This window comes from Legionella jordanis, assembly GCF_900637635.1.
GTDB classification, from domain to species: Bacteria; Pseudomonadota; Gammaproteobacteria; order Legionellales; family Legionellaceae; genus Tatlockia; species Tatlockia jordanis.
On the sequence record NZ_LR134383.1, the window covers coordinates 800,084 to 817,830 of the forward strand.

Below are 17,747 nucleotides of genomic sequence, written 5' to 3' on the forward strand. Positions count from 1 at the left end.
CGTATGAGTTTAGCAACAGCATTTGAAACATTGGACATTAAAAACATCCGCAAGGATTTTCCGGTGCTTGCGCAGGCGGTTAATGAATATCCATTAACTTATCTGGATAATGCCGCAACGACGCAAAAACCGCAGACAGTGATTGATGCTATTAAAAATTATTATGAGCAGGACAATGCCAATGTGCATCGGGCTGTTCATGCTCTTAGCGTCCGCGCCACCCAAAAATTTGAAGGTGTTCGAAATAAGATTCAACGTTTCATTAATGCCCCTGCGGCACGTGAATGCATTTTTGTGCGGGGTACCACCGAAGGCATTAATCTCGTAGCCCAAAGTTTTGTGGCCTCAAGGATTTTGCCGGGCGAAGAAATTCTAATCACGCACATGGAACATCATGCCAATATTGTTCCCTGGCAGATGGTTTGTAAAAAAACCGGCGCCCGCTTGCAGGTTGCGCCTATTTCCATTGAGGGCGAAGTTCTTTTGGATGAATTTGAGCGCAAACTCAATGAAAATACAAAATTTGTGGCGATAAATTATGTTTCTAATGCCTTAGGGACCATTAATCCTGTCAAGAAAATGATTGAGATGGCTCATGCACATGGGGCATTGGTTTTGCTTGATGGGGCACAAGCTACTGCCCATTTACCTATCGATGTGCAGGCTCTGGGTTGTGATTTCTATGCGTTCTCTGGCCACAAAATGTATGGGCCCACAGGAATTGGCGTTTTATGGGGTAAAGAACAATTATTAAATGATATGGCTCCTTATCAAGGCGGCGGTGAAATGATCAACTACGTCACTTTGGAAGCCACGGAGTATGCTCCTCTGCCTTATAAATTTGAAGCTGGAACCCCTAACATTGCCGGAGCAATTGGACTTGGGGCAGCCATCGATTACCTATGGTCTTTGGACATGGAAGCGATTGCAGCGTATGAAGCGCATCTATTAGATTATGCGACAGCAGCTGTGCAATCAGTTAAGGGGTTTAACATCGTTGGCACGGCGAAACATAAGGTCCCTATTGTCTCTTTTGTGCACGGGAAGATTCATGCCCATGATATCGGAACCATTTTAGACAGTGCGGGGATTGCCATTCGCAGCGGCCACCATTGCGCAATGCCGCTGATGGATTTTTTAGGTGTGGCGGCGACCTCCCGCATCTCTTTATCTTTCTATAATACAGAGGAAGAGATTGACCGTTGCGTGCGGGCTTTACACAAAGTTAAAGAGGTATTTGCATGACTATGGATTTGCGTGAGCTTTATCAGGAAATCATCATTGACCATAATCGCAATCCACGTAATCACCATCCGATGTCGGATGCGACAGCCATGGCTCAAGGCTTTAATCCTTTATGTGGCGATAAGCTTGCTCTGTACCTGAAATTGCAAGGCCAGGAAATTTGTGACGTAAGTTTTGTTGGCTCAGGATGTGCAATTTCTCAAGCTTCAGCCTCTTTGATGACGGAAGCACTGAAAGGTAAAACAATTGAAGAAGCCCATGAATTGTTCCAGCGGTTTCATGCCATGGTCACCCATGAAGAAGAGGTAGCCTCCCTGGATAAATTGTCTGTCTTGGCCGGGGTTAAAGCTTATCCAGCTCGCGTGAAGTGTGCCACATTGGCTTGGCATACCTTAGAGGCTGCACTCAATCAGAGCCAGGCTGTGATTAGTACGGAGTAAAGGATGTTAGGTTTTCGCAAGAAAGACAATACTGAAGCATTAAAGGAGAAAATAGTCGCTGCTTTGAAGACGGTATTTGATCCGGAAATTCCAGTTAACATTTATGATTTGGGTTTAATTTACGACATTGCTGTTGATGAAGAGCATAATGTCCATTTGCAAATGACGCTGACCACCCCTGGCTGTCCCGTGGCTCAAACTTTCCCGGGAACCGTTGAGCAAACCGTCAATCAAGTAGAAGGTGTCAATGACTGCACCGTAGAATTGGTGTGGGATCCACCCTGGACCCAAGAGCGAATGACCGAAGCAGCGCGACTTGAATTAGGTATTTTCTACTGATGACAGAACAGGATTGGCGACCATCCGCCTCATTTCAGGTTTTAAGAAAACGTGCAACACTGATTTCCCAAGTCCGGCATTTTTTCCAGAAGCGAAACTATTTGGAAGTAGAGACTCCCATAATGGCTCATTATGGTATTACCGATGTCTATCTCTCAAACATAAAGGCCCATTTCAGAGGTGAACCCTATTGTCTACAGACTTCGCCTGAGTATCACATGAAACGTCTTTTGGCGGCTGGCAGTGGCCCTATTTTCCAACTGGCCCGTGTATTTCGTGATGACGAGCTGGGGAGATGGCACAATCCTGAATTCACCATGTTGGAGTGGTATCAATTAGATATTGACCACCATGTATTGATGAATGAAGTCGACGAGTTATTGCAAGAAATTTTGCAAGTCCCGCCCATGTTGAAAATGACTTATCGGGAAGCCTTTTTACAAATTTGTAATTTAGACCCTTTTTGCGCTTCGATTGCTGAATTAAAGGCGTCGCTTCAATCTTATCATTTGGAGAATGTGCTTGATCCTTACGAAGAAGATCGGGATCAGTATTTATTTTTACTAATGAGCCATGTTGTGGAAATGGCATTGGCAAAAGAAAAGGCACCGGTCGCGTTATATAATTTTCCGCCCTCTCAGTCTGCGTTGGCAAAAGTAAATCAAGGGTACGCCGAACGGTTTGAAGTGTATTATAAGGGCATAGAGCTGGCCAACGGCTTTCACGAATTGACTGATGCAAAAGCCCAGGCTGAACGCTTTAACGTGGATATCGCTCTTCGTGCGGCTAAAAACCTCGAACTTCCCAAGGTGGATAATTATTTGCTTAATGCATTGGAACAAGGCCTACCTGCTTGCAGCGGCGTTGCTTTGGGCCTTGATCGACTCATAACCCTGGCTCTTGGCTTAAGCAGAATTTCCGAAACTCTAGCCTTTGATTTTAGCCGTGCATAATTCTTCGTTTTAGCAAAAGCCTAAAGAATTTACCAGTACAAAGGCCATATTAATGTTCTCTTAATGATTTTTGTTTAAAATTCGTCCACAAAGCAGCACAATGATGGGGGTGAATATGAAATTTGAACAGGTAAAGACAAAATACAACTGTTACTGGGATGAAAATGTAGTTCCTGCTTATCAAAAACTAATTGCTAAAAGTAAACCCGGATTTTTTGAAACAAAGAGTTTAAATAAGGATTTGCTCAGCCAATATGTGGAAGCAGTATTCTCAATAGTCAACCATATTTCTGCCCACATGCATGCATTTAAAGACCCACAGAATGCTTTACAGTACTTGAAAGAAACACAAGAAGAAGCAATCACCGACTTGCAAGAATTTGCTGATATATTTCAAGCGGCCGACATGCAGGAAATCATTAATAATGCCATGTTTTCCTTAAAGTCAAACCTGAACTCTCAACAGCCTAGTCCTGGTGGGGCTAAAGATAGTTTACAGCAAATGGACGAACACTCAGATGATTATCCAATTGTTAATGATGAAGAATGGCGGCAAATACTCTCAAAATTATCAATTGAATATCCGAACTTCAATCCTGAGGAAATATTTACGGGTAACTCTTTGAGTTTGCATTCGTCAGAGATTGAAGAGATAGATTTATCCTACTTTGAGACTCATAAACTCTAATACAATACCCTTATGAAGTTGGATGACTGGCAAAGTCATTCAACTTTATCCGTGCAAAGCTCCTGTTCCAAAGCCATTTTTAACTCTGGATAACGAAAGCAGAAACCAGCTTCGGTTAATCTCCTAGGCTGAGCCCGCTGACCTTTTAAGAGCAGAAATTCTCCCATTTCACCAAAAAGGAACCGTATAAGGAAGCTTGGGGTTTTTAACCAGCGAGGACGATGTAGGCATTTGGCCAGGTTGTTTGCAAACTCTTTCTGGCTCACCAATTGCGGGGCGACGATATTAAAGGGGCCAGTAAGTTCAGGGCGAAGCAATAAAAATTCAATGGCAGAAACGAGATCCGAAAAATGAACCCAGGAAATGGTTTGCTTCCCATCTCCTAAAACACTTCCCAAGCCCAGTTTAAAACTGGGAAGCAATTTTTTCAGCATACCTTGATCGCGTTTTAATACCACGGCAAAACGAAGCATGATGACTTTCATCCCGTATTCAATGCCAGGGTTTAAAGCACGTTGCCATTTTACAGAAACTTCGTGCAGGAAATTCTCAGGATGATCTAAATTAACAGGGCTGATTTCATCGTGGATCATTGGATTGCTGTTGTCCTGCACACCATAAATAGATAATGCATTAGCGCAAAAGAAACGGGGCTTAGCTTGCTGTTTTATGAGCCAATCGATTAATTGCTGGGTTGTATCAACACGGGAATCAATGATGAGTTGTTTTATTGGTTTTGCCCAGCGAGAAGCTCCAATGTTATATCCACTAAGATTAATAACGGCATCAAAGCTTTTTGCATCTAAAGTAGTTAAATTTTGCCAGGTGACGGATTCCACTGTATTACCAAACTGTTTTTGCAGTTTTGCCTTTGAGCGACCAATAACTGTAATTTGTTGTGTTGCGACTAAGTGTTTTACCAATTCAGAACCGATGAAACCAGAGGCTCCGGCAATCAATATCTTCATTCTATCTATCCTTGTATGTCTTCAACTTCTTCCGTCATGCGGCATAAATTTTGATAATCACATTGTTGACATATACTGGTTTGGCTTGGTCGTGGTGGGCAATAGCCGCGGATAAATTCCTGAGCTAGTTCATTCAATTGATTTTGCCAGTGTTCGCGAATATTAACCCAGGTTTCGTCCGAACTTGAAATACCAAGCGCCTTATTTTCTTCATCACCAATCCCTTTAACCTCAAATTGTCCTGATTTTAGCTGAGCAAATAAAAGACTCTCAATGGCTTCATCCAACAAGGCATATAGCAGCAATTGTGGTTCACAAGGCCGCTCTTCCCGCCAGGGTAATTTAACAGGAATGCTGGTTTTATAGTCAATGATCCATTTTTTCCCATTTTCCAGTTTATCCAATCGATCGACCCGTAGCGATAAATCCAAACCAGCAATTTGGATTTCGAATGATTTCTCAAGTGCTTCAACTTCAAAAGGCGGCCGCATTTTTTCCCAGTTGAGGCAGGAGGCCGCCAAACGCCTAAGTCGTTCCCTTTCCACATCCTGCATCAGTGGCGGGAAAGAAAGATTCCTTTGTTCAGCGATGGTTTCCAAAGCTCTGCTTATGGCTGATTCGATTAGCTGATTTAATTCAGATTCCTTAATTCTTAGGAGATTGTTTTGATTTCGCAACTGTTGCCATATAATTTCCATCACCTTATGGATAAATTGCCCTCGCTCCATTGAGTTTGGTCCCATTGCAGGCTCCATGCCGCCTTTGCTGTAGAGACGATGAGCTGCAAAGGCGCGAAAGGGACATTTGGCCTGATTGGCTAAAATGCTTGCTCCCCCTGTTAAATGTCCTTCAAACGGCAATAAATAGGATTCTGTAACTGCTTCAAGATGGTCCTCAATTGGTGCCTTTGAATCCTGAGCCAAGGGGGTAAAATAAGCCAAATCCCTAATTAATGGACTTGCCATATTGGGTGTATCACCGCTCAATTTTGCGTAGCTAAAAACCGTAAAGGGGCTTGCACTTTGAAAGCGAGCAATACTTTTTTCTGCCAAGCCAAATTCTTTAGCCTGATTTGCGAGTGGCATGCATCGTTCTCTTTGCCAGGCGACAGGAATAAACGCTGAGGGCTTTAGGCTCTTTGGCAAACATTGATCCGTAAGCCCCATAAACCATAGACTGTCAAAGTTGCTGCCGGCCGCTTCAAGAAGCCCCAGGATTTGAATGGGCGCAGGAGCAGACTTGGTTTGAAAAATATTAAGCTCAGCCAATTCTCGTATGGCCGCTAATGCTTCCTCTGTCGTTAAGACCGGCGAGATCAGTGCTAATTCTTTAAAATCGTCAAACAGTTTTAAAAAACGTTGATAACATTGGTACACTTCAGAATTCAATTCGATTTCCCCAGGAAATCCCAAAGTGTGTAAGCGCTCATGAAATAGTTGAATCCAACCCTCTATACTCGCCTCGGCAGGATAATTCTTAATTGAGCTGAGTAATCCTGCCAATTTCGGAGCTTGATTTCTAAGCTCTTGTATGAAAGTTTCCTGATTAAATCGCATTTCGGTCATAATAAAAGCGGTTTCTAGAAACTGAGAACGCTCTAATAGCTCAGACCAGGAAGCTGAAAGATAGGGGGAGTGAAGCAAAGTTCTGGCTTGTTGAACATCAAGTTGTTTTCCATCGAGCTCAAGCCAAATTAAAGCGTGTGCAATTAAAGGGTAAGATGCTAAGGGTTTACCCAAGGAAATGTTAAATTGATCTGCTGAAAAATGTTGTTTGAGTGCCCTTTGCAGATTTGAGTAATGTTTTTCCAAATCAGGTACAACCACTGCAATGCGAGTATCCCCTTGTTGCAATCGCGTTTTTAGCCAAGAAAAAAGCTGTTGCTGCTCATCCTCATCATTATTGGCTGCATATTGATAAGTTTCACCATCCTGTTGTGTAAGATCAAAATGCAAGTGGTTTAAATTGTGCCTGTCTTTTAAATATTCCTGCAATTGTCTCTGCTGTGGCGTGTAATCGTCAAAACACGCCCAAATGAAGAGATTTTCTTTAAAGAAAGACAAGTTGTTGGAGCAAAGAGCATGAGCTAATTGAGCTGCAGTAATGGCATCAATACTGTGTAGTTCTTCAGAAAATCCTTGCGCCCAGCGTTGGAATTGCAGCGTTTGTGAGTTATAGGAAAAGGCAGGATTGTTTATATCAATCAGCCAATAATGACAGCGCGTCCAAGCTTCCTCAATAGCATTCAATAACCCTTCATTGACCGGTCGATCCTTGGAAAGAATTTTGCGCCAGAGGTAACGAGATTGACCGGGTGTTAACAGCACAGGTTGTGGTCTAAGGCTGTTGTAACCCTGCTCTTTATACAGATTTTGTAAAAATGCAGAGTAGGGCAAACAAATGGGCTTGGCTTGCACAGGATTAGGGAATTGCCTGATGTAATCATTCAGCAAAGCATTGCTTAAACGATTGTTTGGAGTGATTACAATGGCCCCTTGATGCATAAAAGCCAATAGCTCTTTTTTATTCATGGGAGGTATCGCCATCGCCCTTTTGCTGGTTTTGTTCTTCAACGGCAATTAAGCCAGGCCAAAAATGTTTGTTAAAGTAGAGTGCGGCAAGGCCGGTCAATGGCAAAAGCCAGGTTCCAATAGTTAAGGCCAGTGTTACAAGGATTGCTCCCCAAAAAATGAGATAATCCTGCCAATGCTGAAAATGAAATTGCTGGGAAGAAGGCGTCAGCAGAAAATTCGCGAAAACCACGCAGCTTAAAATAATCAAAGCCAGACAGGCCATCAGCAAGCCCCAGGAAAAAAACCGAAGCCAGCTGCCTTTTTTCGATAATGCTTTTCCAAATAAAGCCCCCAAGACCAGACCGAGGATCAAAGAAAACAGCAACGAAGACAACAGCGGGATTAAAGCCGCGTCTTTTAAGGACAATAAAGTGTATTTGGTAAATAATAAAAACAGTAAGGCAAACATAGCAAAAAATACAGCACTCACTGTTCTGGGGCTAATGGGACGTTGTTTTTGAGTTTCCGCAGTCATGATCAGTTCAATTAATGAATTATTCTTACCCTGTGATGACGTTTACGATGGTTTTGATCCAGGGTGCCCATTTCCGCCGACTTTATATGCCTTCGGTATTTTGAACGTAGTATGTCGTAAACCAAACGCCCGCGCAAATACATTGCAGCAAGACCCGCCGCAATGGCCAACCAAAATCCTGCAATGATGAAGCTATAGGCGAGAACAAACAGATAAATCTGTAAACTCTCCTGAGGTTTGCCATGCCAGAAGCTTTGACTGGTTCCATCATTGGCTAAAAGCAGATAGCCTAAATCATAAAAAGGGAGGGCTGCTATGACCATTAAGAATCCCCACAAGAATACTCTGTGTCCGTAAGGTTTGGGGCTATGGACAATTTTTTCGCCAAACAAGGCACCAAAACAAGCCGCAATAATCACCGCCAATACAATGGCTTTAAAAAGCGGTAGAAATTGCTCCGCACCAAGGAAGTAAAACAGCACATCAATAATGCAGGTCAGAATGACTGATAGCAAAAGGAAATAAACCGCAGATAGTAAGCGTGGGTTTGAAAGGGTGAGGGCTTGATCTTCTTGGCTCATACCAGTACTCCTATTGCATCGTTACAATCCAGCAGCCTGAGAGTTTGCAGGAGTTGTTGTTTTAATTTTAGCCTAAAATCATCTATTCTTCTTTAAAGATATTAGCCATTAGCCAAGCATTTGCATGAACGGCCAAATGACAACCTTAATTCAGCAAAGTTGACGAACCCGCTCAATAAGTTAAAATAATGCGCATTAAGTTTGTATTTTAATTATTATGACTGAATTTTATAAAGAATCAGATCTAATTATTGATCATGCCCTAAATGGAAGTGGTCATACTATTTTACTGGCAAAACTCCGTTCATCGGGACGTGTAGTCTATTTTAAATTAAATAAACACAACAAAGCGCATTTGTCTCTTTTTGAGGTCAGTTTAAGCGAGTTGCAAAGGCTTTTTATCATGCCTAACCTAACGCCTAAATACAGCCTGGTAAAAAAAAATGGGCATATCATTGGTTTGTTGTCGACAGCCTTTTGCTACTCGGCTGCTGAAAAGGAAGGGTTTACCAATCCTTTCTGCTCTATTCAATACGAACACTCAAATTTAACGTTTGACTCTGACTACAGCAGGACCGCTGAAGACATCCCCATCTATTTCTTAAATCAATTTCCTCCTGGCTTTTTTGCCCAACTCTATAAAATGGCGCAAGAAAAAAATGAATTGGTGTTTGATATGGACCCGTTGGCCAGTGTCTTATGCTCTTCTTACAGCTTGGAAGAAGATGATTTGCATAAGGGGAATTTGGGATTTTATATTGTTGAGCGACAGGGTATTAAAACGGTCGTTTTTTTCAAAATCGATCATGATTTAAGCATGTCTGACAGCATCATGTCTCATTATGAGTCAAGAGTTGTGAATTGGCGCCATGGTGAAAACGCTTTTAAAATCAGCACTAGGGATTTGGTTCACTTTCCCAAACTTGAAGATTCCAAAAATCATTACTGGCCTACAAGCAAACGCTATGTGGTTAATCCTAGTGATAGTAAGGTATATAATAATACGGATGACATTATTGCTTTTTGCGAACTCGCTAACAATGAAGAATTTAAAAAAGCAAAGTGGCGGGCGTGGTATAAACATGTGCTCATCCAGTCTGCTCTCATTGAGTCTCGACTTGGACAGGTTCTGGATAGAGAAGATGCGCTTGAAAGAGCTCAGATTGCTCTTATGACGCAAGCAAGTATTGCTCGCGTTTCTCGCTTAAAAGCCGTGCTTTTTTCAATATCCTCTTTTAGAGAATACCTTACTCAATTGACCCAATTTGAGCGAAAAACACTAATAGATGAAATCCTTCATGAGGTCAAGGAAGCCGAAAGAGATATTATTGGCCAGGAGCTGCTTGAGCAGATGAACCAATACAGTGACCTTTGTCAAAGTGAATTTAAGAATGATGATACTCCCTTACATGCTGCCATTCGTTTAGGCGATTATCGCTATGATCAAACCTGGACATACTTTAAAGAATTCGCTAATGCAGTTAATTCTGAAGGCGAGAAACCCATTGATTTAGCCCTTCATGCTGCGCGCATGGCATTAGCAAATAAGGGCAAACACGAGCGAGATCCTCGTAAAAATCCTTTTTTTATTATCAATGATCTTTTAAATCATGGGGTAGATAAGACAACAACATACCGTCAGTTTAAACGAGATTATCCGCAGGCTAATTTAGGGTCCTATCGTTTTCCAACTGATTATTTAAATCGTGCAAGCAAAGCCAAAGACGCAGAAGAACTGATTAAAGTATTTCAATCTCTCGGGGAAGACCATTGCTTCAGCCTCAAAATGCAAAAAGAGATATCCGTCTTTTGCATGCGAGCTTTTTTGGCCAAAAGGGAACCAGACGAACAACTAAGGATGGATCTTGAGAAACTCAAAATTGCATTGAATGGTACAAAAACCCAGCCGCCAAGACCCGAATTACAATTCATTCGCCAATTGCGGAGTACGTTGTGGATTGTTCGTTTCATTCGTGGTTTATTGGGGGGAACCTCCACCAAAATAGAATTAAATCAAATTATTGATGATGCCAGAAAAACAATACCATCCAATTTAACTTGTTGTTCCTGCTTTTTTTCAAGTAGGGAGAGAGAGTCTTTTTATTTATCCTCGCCAAAAATTATTCCCTAAGTCCCGCTCTAGCCTTTTTTATCAAATAACAGATATATTAATTAAATGCTAAAGATTGCAGAATGATATGGCCGCTCTTTTTCGATTAATTGAACAATTACGTTTTTTATTCCTGTTTGCGGTGGTCATCTTATTTTGCATTACCAAAGCTCTGGATGCACAATTTGGATTTTGGGGATTGGGTGATTTAGTTTTATTTGCTCTTATTGCTTTCAGTTTAGTGCTTATCGGTAAAGGTGCCAGGCGATTTCTGATTCTTTTGATTGTCCTATCAACTGCGGAGCTGCTGTCTATCTTATTATCAATTTTATTAGCCCATCCCATGACTGGTCCGATTAAGGCTTTTTTTACCACATTTTACTTCCTGTTAATGGCTGCTGTTTGCTTACGGTACACGTTTTCTGATAAAACCATCGACATTACCACTTTATTTGGTTCATTGTCTGCCTATTTGTTCATTGGCTTGTCATTTGCCTATTTATATTCCCTCCTTAATTTTATAAATCCCTTTGCTTTTTCCGGGCTGGAAACAGGGCAGGACTACTTGGTTATTTATTACTCATTTACCACATTAACCACCACAGGTTTTGGCGACATTGTCCCTAAAACTCCAATTGCAAGGACATTGGCCTGGATAGAATCTTTTACCGGCCAAGCCTATTTGGCCATTATCATGGCACAGTTGGTAGGCCGCTATGTGAGTGATACGCTCAATGCGAGGAAATAGTTTGTTAACCGTCATTCAAAAAAAGGATTTTTGCCATGTCTCTTCACAAACAATTCAAATGCTTTTTTTTGAATCACTTACTAAAACTTCTGGATAATGACAATGAATTGGAGCAGGCCCGGAAGGGGTTTCAACAGAACGATGAACATCATGAGCGCTATCTTTGCCGTTTTACGTTTGGCTTACAGAATTGGAAAGCCGAAGATGCAGCCCAGTTGAGCGCAGCAATTGCTGAAGCTTTGCGACAAACCACATTGGAGTTTTTTACAACGGATGAATCAAAGCTTAGATTGATTCAGGAAATAACGGACAATATCAAAAATCAATTACTACCTGGCTTGATTAGCAGCATCGATGTAATAAAGCCCCTGGGGGAAATGAAGGATAAAATCAGGAGGGAGTTAGAAACATTAAAGAATGAGGCGACATATTTCAACAATCCCTATGTTTTATTTGGCGGCTTGGCTGCCACTGCCGTCATAACGACAGTGGCATGGTCTTTGTCTAAAAAATCACCTTAATCAGGCTGTGCCAAGGGAGGTGATCTTTAATTGCCGGCCACAAACCCAAGCACGATTTAAATCTTTAAATACTTCTTTGGGCATGTTTTGAGGAAGACGCACAGTGGAATGATCTTCATGGATCTTAAGACCGGTTATATAACGACTTTCCAGTCCAGCCTCATTGGCGATTGCACCCACAATATTGCCGGGTTTAACCCCGTGGACGCGACCTACATCAAGGCGAAATAATTCTTGAGGGTAGTCATCGCGAAATTGTCTTTTACTTTTTTCTCCACGATTACTGCTGCGGCTAAAGGCTTTACTGCTCTTTTCTTCACCACGGAATTCCTTGGGTGCCCGGGGAGCCTTGGGTAATTCCTGTTTCCAGGGCTTATCTTGATTGAGCAACAGAGCAAGAGCTGCAGCCACTTCAACTGGAGAGGCTTCATTTTCTTTAAGAAACTCTTCGATGATGTGTTGATAGCTCGGCAAATTTTCATGCTGCAATCGTGCTTTAATATTTGCCATGAAACGCTGCTGTCTTGCCGTGTGGATCGCATGATCATTCGGTACGGCAATTTTTTCAATTCTTTGACGGGTATGGCGTTCAATGCTGTTTAAAACACGTGATTCCTTTGGCGTCACGAACAATATCGTCACCCCGCTACGTCCAGCACGGCCTGTGCGGCCAATACGATGGACATAGGTTTCATTGTCATGAGGCACATCATAATTAATCACATGAGTGACTCGTTCGACATCAAGACCGCGAGCAGCCACATCCGTAGCAACTAATATGTCCATTGTTCCTTGTCTGAATTGAGCAATAATTTTTTCACGCAAAGCCTGACTGATGTCACCATGGATGGCCATGGCCCGGTGTCCTTGCTGTTGCAAGACTGCGGCTACTTCTTCAGTACTGCTTTTGGTGCGAACAAACACAATCACTGCCTGATAATCTTCCACGGCTAAGACACGTAGTAAAGCGTCTGATTTTTGTGCTGCAGAAGCGAATAGAAAACGTTGCTCAATGGCTTTCACCGTGGCCGTTTCCATACGGATTTCAACGGAAGCAGGATTATTTAAATAACTTTCTGCAATCTGACGTATGCGATAAGGCATCGTTGCAGAAAATAAGGCAATCTGTTTTTCTTTAGGCAGCTTTGAAAGAATCGTTTCAACGTCTTCAATAAAGCCCATGCGCAACATTTCATCGGCTTCATCGAGCACGAACGTCTTGAGATGTCCAAGTTGCAGGGTTCCTCTATCAATGTGGTCCAGGATTCGCCCTGGTGTACCGACTACAATTTGGGCACCTTCGCGCAATTGTTTTAACTGGCGTCGATATTCTTGACCTCCGCATAAAACGGAAACACTAACCTTTTGGTGGGCACTCAACAGCTCGAATTGTTCGGCCACCTGGATCGCCAGTTCACGCGTGGGTGCGAGAATCAAAGCTTGGGTATGTTGAGAATTCGGTTGCAAGCGTTGCAAAATGGGTAAAGCAAAGGCAGCTGTTTTACCTGTGCCAGTTTGAGCTTGTGCAATAACATCACGCCCTTGCAGGAGAAGGGGAATGGTTTGTGCTTGCACGGGCGATGGTGTTTTAAACTTCATGTCCTCAAGAGCCTTGAGCAAGGCATCCGATAAATTAAGGGCAGAAAAGTTTGTTAATTCTTGTGTCATATAAAATCCAATAAATCCTAAAATTCCGATGGGCTAACTAATGTAAAAATTGAACAGTATTATAACAAAATAAGCAGCCTGATGCACGAATTATATTTTTAGTTCATTAAAAAACAGGTTGAACGGGTCAGAGTCCAAACAAAAAAAATGCAAAATTTTGAAGAAAAAACATCTAGTTGGTCATTGTGATTAAGCAAAATTTTCAAAGCATTCAAAAAAACTGAAAATTATATAATGACATTCAATGGGAAGATAGTTTTTTTGAATATCTAAATGGCTCCAGGCTTTTCACCGGGTTCTCTTAGCAACAAGCATGGACATTGATGATTTAATGTCTGCCTCTGTAATAGCCGGCGAAGCAATGCGTTATCTTCAATCACTATAGCGTAGATAAAAAATACTACAGGTTCAATCGATTCATAGGCTTTCTTTCGTTCTTAAAATGGTCTTCACGTGAATCAAAAAATGTTGTTTCGAGCATTCCAGCGGAGAGGTGCTGATGAGTGTGATAGCAAAGCACAGTGGGGGAATTTCATGTAACCATGAAAAATCTCATAGCTTGGATATAATTAATTTATAAATATATTTTATCGTTCAGGGATTAGATGATAACTCATGACCAAGCACGTCAATAAAAAACCTATCGTTGTCGTTCGAAATGCCAAAATAACTGATATTCCAAAAATTCGGGCTTTAGTAGCGAGAGCTTATCCAAACATGGAGACCTACAGTCCGGATGCTCTTCGCGGTCATATCTATCATTTCCCACAAGGTCAATTTGTTGTCGAATATGAAGACGAAATCGTAGGTTATTGCGCCACATTTAAAATCAGTGGTGACATTGCCTTAAAACCTCATACCTGGAATGAAATTACGGGAGGAGGCTATGCTTCCCGGCACGATCCCGATGGTGATTTTCTCTATGGTATGGAAGTCTGTGTCCACCCGGAATACCGTGGCCTTCGCATTGGAAATCGATTGTACAGCGCCCGCAAAAAACTATGTCTGGCAGAAGGGTTAAAGGGTATTGTTTTTGCCGGGCGAATTCCCCGTTACCATAAGCAACATAAGAAATACCCCAATGTTAATGATTATGTTAATGCGGTCATCAACAAGGAAGTGAAGGACCCTGTATTGTCTTTCCAGTTGCGCAATGATTTTCAAGTGATTGCGGTCCTGCCTAATTATTTGTCCTTTGATAAAGAATCGATGGGTTATGCCGCACATTTAGTCTGGTATACCCCACTTGCCATGATCAATGAACAATCAGGGAAAACACCGCCGCAGCAAGCGGTCGATAAAGTGCGTTTAAGCGTCGTGCAATACATGCAACGACGGGTGAAGTCCTTCGAAGAGTTTGCCCAGCACGTTGAGTATTTTGTTGACGTGGTTGCTGATTACTACGCCGATTTTGTTTTATTCCCGGAATTATTCACTATGCAATTGCTGTCTTCCATTGAAGGCAATCATGTAAGCCCAGATCAATCCATTTTACAACTGACTGAATTTACTGAGCCCTTTCTAAAGCTCATGTCCGGTCTCTCAGTAAAATACAACATCAACATCATTGGAGGCAGTCATCCTACTAAAGTGGATGGTTTGATCTATAACATAGGGTATATTTTCTTGCGGGATGGACAAGTGCATGAACAGTATAAAATTCATCCCACTCCTAATGAACGTTACTGGTGGAACATCCATGGTGGAAACGAGCTTACAACCATTATGACAGATTGCGGGCCCATTGCCGTTTTAATTTGCTATGACTGCGAATTTCCAGAACTCGCCCGCCATGCAGTAAACCAGGGCGCTAAGATTTTATTTGTGCCATTCTGTACCGATGAGCGACAAAGTTACATGCGAGTTCGTTATTGTGCTCAGGCAAGAGCCATTGAAAATCAATGTTATGTGGTAATGGCTGGCAACGTCGGAAACTTGCCCGGCGTGGATAACATGGCTATTCAATATGCTCAAAGCAGCATTTTTACGCCTTGTGATTTTCCTTTTTCTCGCGATGGCATTGCGGCCGATACAACGCCTAATGTGGAGATGGTGTGTTTCGCTGATTTAAGCATGCACAATCTTGAGATCGTTCGGAACCAAGGAACAGTTTTAAATCTAAAAGACAGGCGTCATGATCTTTACTCCATCCAATGGAAACACAAATGATGAGTTGCTGGGCACTCGAGTATTAATGAGAATTCTGCCCAGGACAAAGGTTATTTTCTTTTAAAGCTTTTAAAATTTCGAAATTTATCTCGCTTGAGACGGATTGTTTGTAAGCCACATTTTTTACGTAGTACAGCAAGTCAATTAAGACATGAAGCCTATCAGGAGAGGGGCGAAGTTCAAAAAGCACCCGTGGTTCATAAGGGGCTTCCTGGATAACTTTTTTATTATTTTTCACCACGTTCAAGAGAATGGTTTTCGCAAGTTCTAAATCGCTATTGCTGTCTAAAATAATTTGGCTTTTTAAACGAGAAATTTTATTTTCGCGGTAGGTGTAGTTGGTTACTGATTTATTGACCAAATTTGAGTTTGGAATAATGACATCGGCGTGATGCAAAGTCCTAATCTGGGTGGATAATAAGCGAATCTTTTTGATATACCCTTCGTTGTTTTCAATTTCAACCCGATCGCCGGGCACAACGGGTCTATGGAGCAATAAGAGGATGCCGCTTACCAAATCACTGGCAATGTATTGCAAACCAAAACCAATTCCGATGGATAATGCTCCGGCGATGACGGTAAGGCTGGTAAAATTCGCACCTGCGATAAATAACGCAATGAGAAGAGAAATGGTAAAAACAACATAATTAATTAATGTTGCAATATTGTCTTGTCGATATTTCTCCTTCTTAAAAGCACTTCGCCCGGCCACATAGGTTGATAAAGCACGACCGAGCATGATAAAAACGCAGAACAACATTGCTGCACGTACAATATTTACCGGAGTAATGTATATTCCATAGACGGAGCCACCATGTAAATAAAAGTTTCTGAGTATATCGATGTTGTATTGAGAAACCCCCCAAATCTTTAATAAGAAAAAAATCGACAATACGAAAACAGCAAAGTTTAACAGAAGGCGGATAACAAAAACTTCGGAAAGCATTTGCGTGGGTTTAAGTCCCAGCCAAGCGTGGAATTTCTCAGAAGCAGGGCGCCCTGGATCATTCAAATAATGAAACAATCTTCCAAGAGCCAAAGTTATTTTCCATAGCACAAAGAAAATCAAAAGAGTTAAAATCACATTAGGAATGAAGTACATGGCAAAATTACTGTACCCCAACCATGCCATGACAATCATGAACATGAAAAGAAAAATGAGCAGAGTTTTAATTGGTTTTACCCAATGAGCTTTTGATTCAAAAAGTGGAAATTTAAAAATAAGCCACATTAGCCAACCAAAGGACAGACTTATGAGGGTAATGAACACAATAAAGCGTATGTTCAATAACTGCGGAATAACCCACTGCTGCCGAATCAGAAGAGTCCCGCAATACCCTATCCAGAGAATGGTTGCGAAAAGCATGCTACGCAGGTAGATGGTATTGATGAATGAGGTGGAGAAGTTTGAAAATTGGATTTTGAGATATAAAAAGAATTTTAGAAGGGAAGCCACTGCTGCATAGACAAAACAAGCATTAAAAAATAATAACAGTGTGGGTGTGGGTTGAATTGCTGCCAGTAATTTATGCAGGTAAAGATCAGCTAAGGCCAGAGCCAGGATCAGCGACAGTTCACTGTTTTTTAAAGAGTGATATAACTGTGGAATTTTATGTTTAATTTTTGGAAGAATTATAAAACAAAATACGAAATTCAATAGGAATCCGGTTAATAAAATACCGGCAAGGAGAAGAAGGTCTACCTCATGCAAATGCCCTATGCCGCTGACACGAAAAAGAGTTTGCTTATTTAGGTGCAAGTTAAAAAAAATCTTTGGATTAAATTCACGCCACACTGGTGCAGAACGTGCCAGTAAAGTGGATACTCTTGTTTTTGCCATGGTCGCATCGATATCACTTAGAGTTTGCGCAGCGTGGTAATTAAAGAGAATGCATTCAGTCATAGCCTTGACATACTTAACTCGGTCTGCCATTAAATGCCGATAGCGAATGTCTTGTTCCTTTAATAGGATGGAGGTAATTTCTCGATTATTAACCAGCTCATCAATTTGCTGTAATTTTTCCTTTCCATTTTGTATGCAGGAAATAGCATCTTTTTGTAAACTCTGAAGCAATTGCACGGAATTGTATAACTGTTCATAAGTGAGCTTTTTTTTCGTCAGTTGAGTTTGAATTGTGTTCAGTTGTGCATTAGCTTCTGACGCATTAAAACCGTTGTATATATTTTCTGCAGCAGCAAAAATATACATTGAAACGCAAGATAATAAAAAGGCAGCCAGAATCTTTTTCATTTATCATTCCAGACCAGG

The 17,747-nt window shown here is 41.5% G+C and carries 15 protein-coding genes; 9 read left to right on the forward strand and 6 right to left on the reverse strand.

Annotated features, from left to right (window positions below):
* Window positions 1-3 precede the first annotated feature (3 nt).
* The 5 genes from EL203_RS03795 to EL203_RS03815 all read left to right on the forward strand — a co-directional run bounded on the left by EL203_RS03795 (window position 4) and on the right by EL203_RS03815 (window position 3,665).
* Window positions 4-1,245: a cysteine desulfurase gene (locus tag EL203_RS03795; protein WP_058470445.1), complete on the forward strand. Its 1,242-nt coding sequence runs from the start codon at window positions 4-6 to the stop codon at window positions 1,243-1,245.
* Complete coding sequence (gene sufU, locus EL203_RS03800; RefSeq protein ID WP_058470444.1) at window positions 1,242-1,685, forward strand: Fe-S cluster assembly sulfur transfer protein SufU; 444 nt, start codon at window positions 1,242-1,244, stop codon at window positions 1,683-1,685. Before EL203_RS03795 ends, sufU begins: the two co-directional genes overlap by 4 nt.
* A 3-nt stretch (window positions 1,686-1,688) precedes the next feature.
* A complete protein-coding gene (locus EL203_RS03805; protein WP_058470443.1) occupies window positions 1,689-2,024 on the forward strand; it encodes an SUF system Fe-S cluster assembly protein in 336 nt (111 codons plus the stop codon).
* The gene (gene epmA / locus EL203_RS03810) at window positions 2,024-2,977 is read left to right on the forward strand and encodes an elongation factor P--(R)-beta-lysine ligase (protein ID WP_058470442.1); all 954 of its coding nucleotides are present in this window, start codon (window positions 2,024-2,026) and stop codon (window positions 2,975-2,977) included. Before EL203_RS03805 ends, epmA begins: the two co-directional genes overlap by 1 nt.
* 115 nt (window positions 2,978-3,092) lie before the next feature.
* Window positions 3,093-3,665 carry a hypothetical protein gene (locus EL203_RS03815; RefSeq protein WP_126320087.1) on the forward strand — a complete coding sequence of 191 codons (573 nt, stop codon included), beginning with the start codon at window positions 3,093-3,095 and terminating at the stop codon, window positions 3,663-3,665.
* 35 nt (window positions 3,666-3,700) lie between these two features.
* On the opposite strand, the gene EL203_RS03820 is transcribed toward EL203_RS03815, so the two are convergent.
* Genes EL203_RS03820 through EL203_RS03835 form a run of 4 tightly spaced genes read right to left on the reverse strand, consistent with a single transcriptional unit; the run spans window position 3,701 to window position 8,262 of the window.
* A complete protein-coding gene (locus tag EL203_RS03820) occupies window positions 3,701-4,633 on the reverse strand; it encodes a TIGR01777 family oxidoreductase (RefSeq protein ID WP_058470440.1) in 933 nt (310 codons plus the stop codon).
* Between the two features lie 5 nt (window positions 4,634-4,638).
* Window positions 4,639-7,164 carry a PD-(D/E)XK nuclease family protein gene (locus EL203_RS03825; protein ID WP_058470439.1) on the reverse strand — a complete coding sequence of 842 codons (2,526 nt, stop codon included), beginning with the start codon at window positions 7,162-7,164 and terminating at the stop codon, window positions 4,639-4,641.
* On the reverse strand, window positions 7,157-7,681 hold the full coding sequence (locus EL203_RS03830; protein ID WP_058470438.1) for a hypothetical protein: 525 nt from the start codon (window positions 7,679-7,681) through the stop codon (window positions 7,157-7,159). The genes EL203_RS03825 and EL203_RS03830 overlap by 8 nt, the downstream gene beginning before the upstream one ends.
* Window positions 7,682-7,692: 11 nt before the next feature.
* On the reverse strand, window positions 7,693-8,262 hold the full coding sequence (locus tag EL203_RS03835; protein ID WP_058470437.1) for a hypothetical protein: 570 nt from the start codon (window positions 8,260-8,262) through the stop codon (window positions 7,693-7,695).
* 217 nt (window positions 8,263-8,479) lie between these two features.
* Here EL203_RS03835 and ankK point away from each other — a divergent pair, with 217 nt between their 5' ends.
* The 3 genes from ankK to EL203_RS03850 all read left to right on the forward strand — a co-directional run bounded on the left by ankK (window position 8,480) and on the right by EL203_RS03850 (window position 11,641).
* A complete protein-coding gene (ankK, locus tag EL203_RS03840) occupies window positions 8,480-10,393 on the forward strand; it encodes a Dot/Icm T4SS effector AnkK/LegA5 (protein ID WP_058470436.1) in 1,914 nt (637 codons plus the stop codon).
* Window positions 10,394-10,460: 67 nt separating this feature from the next.
* Complete coding sequence (locus EL203_RS03845; RefSeq protein WP_058470435.1) at window positions 10,461-11,120, forward strand: ion channel; 660 nt, start codon at window positions 10,461-10,463, stop codon at window positions 11,118-11,120.
* A gap of 35 nt (window positions 11,121-11,155) precedes the next feature.
* Window positions 11,156-11,641: a hypothetical protein gene (locus tag EL203_RS03850; RefSeq protein ID WP_058470434.1), complete on the forward strand. Its 486-nt coding sequence runs from the start codon at window positions 11,156-11,158 to the stop codon at window positions 11,639-11,641.
* Here the strand turns inward: EL203_RS03850 and EL203_RS03855 are convergent, their stop codons facing one another.
* Window positions 11,642-13,309, reverse strand: coding sequence for a DEAD/DEAH box helicase (locus EL203_RS03855; protein ID WP_058470433.1), 1,668 nt, complete (start codon window positions 13,307-13,309; stop codon window positions 11,642-11,644).
* Between the two features lie 615 nt (window positions 13,310-13,924).
* On the opposite strand from EL203_RS03855, the gene EL203_RS03860 reads away from it, so the two are divergent.
* Window positions 13,925-15,478 (forward strand): carbon-nitrogen hydrolase family protein, encoded by a 1,554-nt coding sequence (locus EL203_RS03860; RefSeq protein ID WP_058470432.1) that lies wholly within the window; start codon window positions 13,925-13,927, stop codon window positions 15,476-15,478.
* 22 nt (window positions 15,479-15,500) lie between these two features.
* On the opposite strand, the gene EL203_RS03865 is transcribed toward EL203_RS03860, so the two are convergent.
* Complete coding sequence (locus tag EL203_RS03865) at window positions 15,501-17,729, reverse strand: mechanosensitive ion channel family protein (protein ID WP_058470431.1); 2,229 nt, start codon at window positions 17,727-17,729, stop codon at window positions 15,501-15,503.
* Window positions 17,730-17,747 lie beyond the last annotated feature (18 nt).